Annotated in this window: 3 protein-coding genes and 1 pseudogene; 3 read left to right on the top strand and 1 reads right to left on the bottom strand. The window is 46.4% G+C overall.

The annotated features are described in order from the left end of the window. The first annotated feature begins 310 nt into the window (after nucleotides 1-310). The 3 genes from V7D75_RS14270 (at nucleotide 311) to V7D75_RS14280 (ending at nucleotide 3,731) form a co-directional block, all read left to right on the top strand. A complete protein-coding gene (locus V7D75_RS14270) occupies nucleotides 311-928 on the top strand; it encodes a DUF411 domain-containing protein (protein ID WP_333615098.1) in 618 nt (205 codons plus the stop codon). 71 nt (nucleotides 929-999) lie between these two features. Beyond that, the gene (locus tag V7D75_RS14275) at nucleotides 1,000-1,176 is read left to right on the top strand and encodes a hypothetical protein (RefSeq protein WP_333615099.1); all 177 of its coding nucleotides are present in this window, start codon (nucleotides 1,000-1,002) and stop codon (nucleotides 1,174-1,176) included. Between the two features lie 86 nt (nucleotides 1,177-1,262). Then, nucleotides 1,263-3,731, top strand: a complete 2,469-nt coding sequence (locus V7D75_RS14280; protein ID WP_333615100.1) for a copper-transporting P-type ATPase — start codon at nucleotides 1,263-1,265, stop codon at nucleotides 3,729-3,731. Nucleotides 3,732-3,827: 96 nt separating this feature from the next. On the opposite strand, the pseudogene V7D75_RS14285 reads toward V7D75_RS14280, so the two are convergent. Beyond that, nucleotides 3,828-4,089 (bottom strand): annotated as a pseudogene (locus tag V7D75_RS14285) (phosphate ABC transporter ATP-binding protein); the annotation flags it as partial.

The raw sequence follows: 4,089 nt of genomic DNA on the forward strand, positions 1-4,089 counted from the left end.
GACTGCAATTTATCTCATTTTTATCACCATTTTTAAAATGAAGACACGCCCTAGTACTGCCCTTTTGTTTTTTCTTAAAAATTGTCAAATAAATTATCTGTGAAAATTTCAAAGTGGGAGAATGACAATATTGTAATCTTAACGTCATCTGTTAGTCAGAAGGATTCATGTATCATGCATGTATGATGATAGTGTCGTGATATCGGGTCAAACGCTTAACGTATTGCTCCAAATTTAAAAATGAAAGACAGCTCTTTTTGATTATAAATATCACATGAGACATTAAACAATAAATGACGAGAGGGTATGTATGAAACCTGATAACCATAACTTAACTTTTAAGCAGCATAAATTGTTTGGTGCGCTTATCCTACTGACAGTGACATCGTCGTTATTTGCTTGTAACGACACCAATACCACTGCTGCAACCACAGCGCCTGTAGAGACGGCAACAGACAGCCAGAATTCAAAAGTCCAAACGTCTAAAACTGAGTCGACGAGCTCTAGCAGTAACAGTGATGCGCTGAGAAACGTCTCTGCGGCGGTTTATAAAGATGCCAATTGTGGCTGCTGTAAGGAGTGGATTAGCCATGCCGAACATCACGGTATGACTGCGGCGGGACAAGATGTCGCCGACTTAGCAGTTTTTAAAGAACGCTATGGTGTCCCGAGCAATATGCGCTCTTGTCACACGGCGGTCACGAGCGACGGTTATGTATTCGAAGGTCATGTGCCTGCCAAGTATATAGCCCAGTTTTTAGCCAATCCGCCAAGCGAGGCTATTGGTCTTGCCGTACCCGGTATGCCAATGGGTAGCCCCGGGATGGAGTACCAAAATAAATTTTCACCTTATCAAGTGATGCAAATCAACAAAGACGGTAGCACAGCGGTATATGCTGAGGTTGATAGCGCCAATGCCCAGTTATAGCTGAAAAGGTGACTTTTGTCTTGTATCACTCTATGATAACTAGTCATGTAATCAAATAAGGGGAGGCTGTAATGATTATCATGCTGCACGCTATGATGAATGGTGCTATGCATGGCATGAGGCACGGCTCAATGATGCACGGTATGGGCTGGGGTGGCACTCTCGTCTATGGATTATTTATGTTACTGGTTTTTATAGTGCTGATACTGACGATTATGGCGCTGCTTAAGTACCTACGTAATAAGTAAAAGTTAGAAACATTGTTAAGTGTCGATGATAAATGAGCAAGAGCTTTGCTTGGCATCTGCGCTTAGCGTCTTCAAGGAAGGATTTTATGAAACATACGGCTGATAAAAAAACTATCAAAGGTGGCAAATACGACAAAGTGCCGGAAAATTATAACGGTACGGTCTATATCTGCCCGATGCATCCTGAAGTCAGAGATGTTGAAAAAAGCGACTGTCCGATATGTGGTATGTTTTTGCAACCTGAAGACAAGATAGATGGCGTAAGCCACGTAGAGCATAACCCCAGTGACAATCATCAAAGTCATCAAAATGAAAACAATCATAACCATGAACACAACCATACACAATGTCACGGGAGCGACGAAAGCAGCGCTGAAGTCAAGTCGGTCAAAGGCGGTAAATACGACAAAGTACCTGATGGTTACGATGGCACGGTTTATACTTGTCCGATGCATCCTGAGGTCAGAGACGTTAGAAATAGTGGCTGTCCGATTTGCGGAATGGCACTCGAGCCAGAAACGGTCACCATAGGCGAAGAAGATACCGAAGAGCTCGATGATATGACGCGGCGCTTTTGGATATGTACGCTGCTGACCTTACCGCTATTCATTTATGCCATGAGCGATATGGTTGGGATAAATCTCGATCAAATTGGCTCGCTTAATATCTCAGGGCAACTTGGTCAAATCATTCAATTGGTACTGGCAACGCCGGTTGTCGTTTGGGGCGCAGCGCCGTTCTTTGTACGTGGTTGGCAGTCTATTAAAAGCCGCAATTTAAATATGTTTACCTTGATTGCGCTTGGCGTTGGCGCGGCCTACGGTTTTAGTATTGTGGCGACTTTCTTTCCCAGTATCTTCCCAGATGGCTTTAGAGATAGCGCTGGACAAGTCGGTGTATATTACGAAGCCGCAGCGGTAATCACGACTTTAGTACTGCTTGGTCAAGTGCTTGAGCTCAAAGCCAGAAGTCAGACGTCAGGGGCGATTCGGGCGTTGCTTGAGCTGGCTCCGCCTACTGCTAGACGCGTCAATGAAAACGGCGAAGAGACTGAGGTTTCACTTGATGAAGTCGTTAGTGGCGATAAGCTGCGCGTCAGACCCGGCGAGAAATTACCCGTAGACGGCACGGTAGTTGATGGCAGTAGTAGCGTCGATGAATCCATGGTAACGGGTGAGCCGATGCCAGTATCTAAAGAGCAGGGCGATACCGTGACTGGCGGCACGGTAAATGGTACAGGGACGTTATTGGTCGAAGCGGTCAATGTTGGCGCAGATTCTGTATTGTCTAAAATCGTACAAATGGTTGCTGATGCCCAGCGTAGCCGCGCGCCCATTCAGCGTTTGGTTGACCAAGTGGCAGGCTGGTTTGTGCCTATTGTCATTGTCACCTCCATCATCACCTTTATCGTTTGGGCATTATTTGGCCCTGAACCTGCAATGGCTTATGCCATGGTGAATGCGATTGCTGTCCTTATTATTGCCTGTCCCTGTGCGCTTGGACTAGCGACGCCCATGTCAATCATGGTCGGTACCGGTAAGGGCGCGCAAAACGGCGTCCTTATCAAAAACGCTGAAGCCTTAGAGACGATGGAAAAGGTCGATACCATCGTTGTTGACAAGACTGGAACGCTGACCGCTGGTAAACCTGAGCTTACCGCAATTGACGCGCTGGCAGGACAAGATGAAGATGAATTTTTGGCACTGGTCGCCGCAGTAGAAAGCGCGAGCGAGCACCCTTTGGCAGAAGCTATTGTGAGAGCTGCTCAGGATAAATCACTCACTATCCCTAAAGCCCATGACTTTAATTCGACCACGGGCGAAGGTGTACAAGCGGTAGTAAACGGCAAACAAGTCGCTATCGGTAACTCAAAACTCATGCAGAGCTTAAACAGTTTTGATCGAGAGCTATCCACTAAAGCTGACGTGCGCCGAAAAGATGGCGAAACGGTAATGTTTGTCGCTATAGATGGTAAAGCGGCGGGTTTGGTTTCCGTCGCTGATCCGATTAAGCCGAGTACTGCTGATGCCATAGAACTGCTACACAAGGCAGGGCTAAAAGTCGTCATGCTAACCGGCGATAACGAAAAAACTGCGCAGGCCGTCGCGAGTAAACTAGGCATCGATGAGGTGCATGCCGATGTGTCACCAGAGGACAAAAACCGTATCGTCAAAGAAATGCAAGACAACGGTAAATTGGTAGCGATGGCAGGTGATGGCATCAACGACGCGCCAGCACTGGCGCAGGCGAATGTCGGTATTGCTATGGGTACAGGTACCGATGTGGCTATGGAAAGCGCAGGGGTTACGTTATTAAAAGGCGACTTAATGGGTATTGCCAAAGCCCATAAGCTCAGCCACGCAACCATGCGCAATATCAGACAAAACTTATTTTTCGCTTTCGTCTATAACGCAATTGGCGTACCGATTGCCGCAGGCGTGCTATACCCAGCCTTTGGGCTATTGCTTAGCCCGATGATAGCGGCGGCGGCGATGAGTTTATCGTCAGTATCGGTGATTGGTAACGCGCTAAGATTGCGCCGATTAGATTTATGATAAAGGTGTTTTATTTAGCCATTTTATTGTCAAGATAGCATGTCTTTTTTAGCCTTTTAATAAGAATAAGGTTGTCCAGACTTGTACGCAAATGACTTAACCATAACGCCCAGTAATATAATCTTTGGTTGCTTTTTGCGCGGGATGGTTGAATATCTGGCTTGTCTTGCCCATCTCTACCATATCGCCCAAATACATATAAGCGGTGTAGTCGGAGACGCGGGCAGCTTGCTGCATATTGTGCGTGACGATAGCAATGGTGTAGTCGTTTTTTAAATCCCTAATCAAATCTTCAATCGCGCCAGTAGAGATAGGGTCAAGCGCTGAGGTTGGCTCATCTAATAGCAAGACTTCAGGC

The sequence above is a fragment of the Psychrobacter sp. genome (genome assembly GCF_036731945.1).
In the GTDB taxonomy this organism is placed as follows: Bacteria; Pseudomonadota; Gammaproteobacteria; order Pseudomonadales; family Moraxellaceae; genus Psychrobacter.

Bases quoted from the DNA above. Each gene is read 5' to 3' on its own strand.
- V7D75_RS14270 (WP_333615098.1), top strand. From the start codon at position 311: ATGAAACCTGATAACCATAACTTAACTTTTAAGCAGCATAAATTGTTT.
- V7D75_RS14275 (WP_333615099.1), top strand. From the start codon at position 1,000: ATGATTATCATGCTGCACGCTATGATGAATGGTGCTATGCATGGCATG.
- V7D75_RS14280 (WP_333615100.1), top strand. From the start codon at position 1,263: ATGAAACATACGGCTGATAAAAAAACTATCAAAGGTGGCAAATACGAC.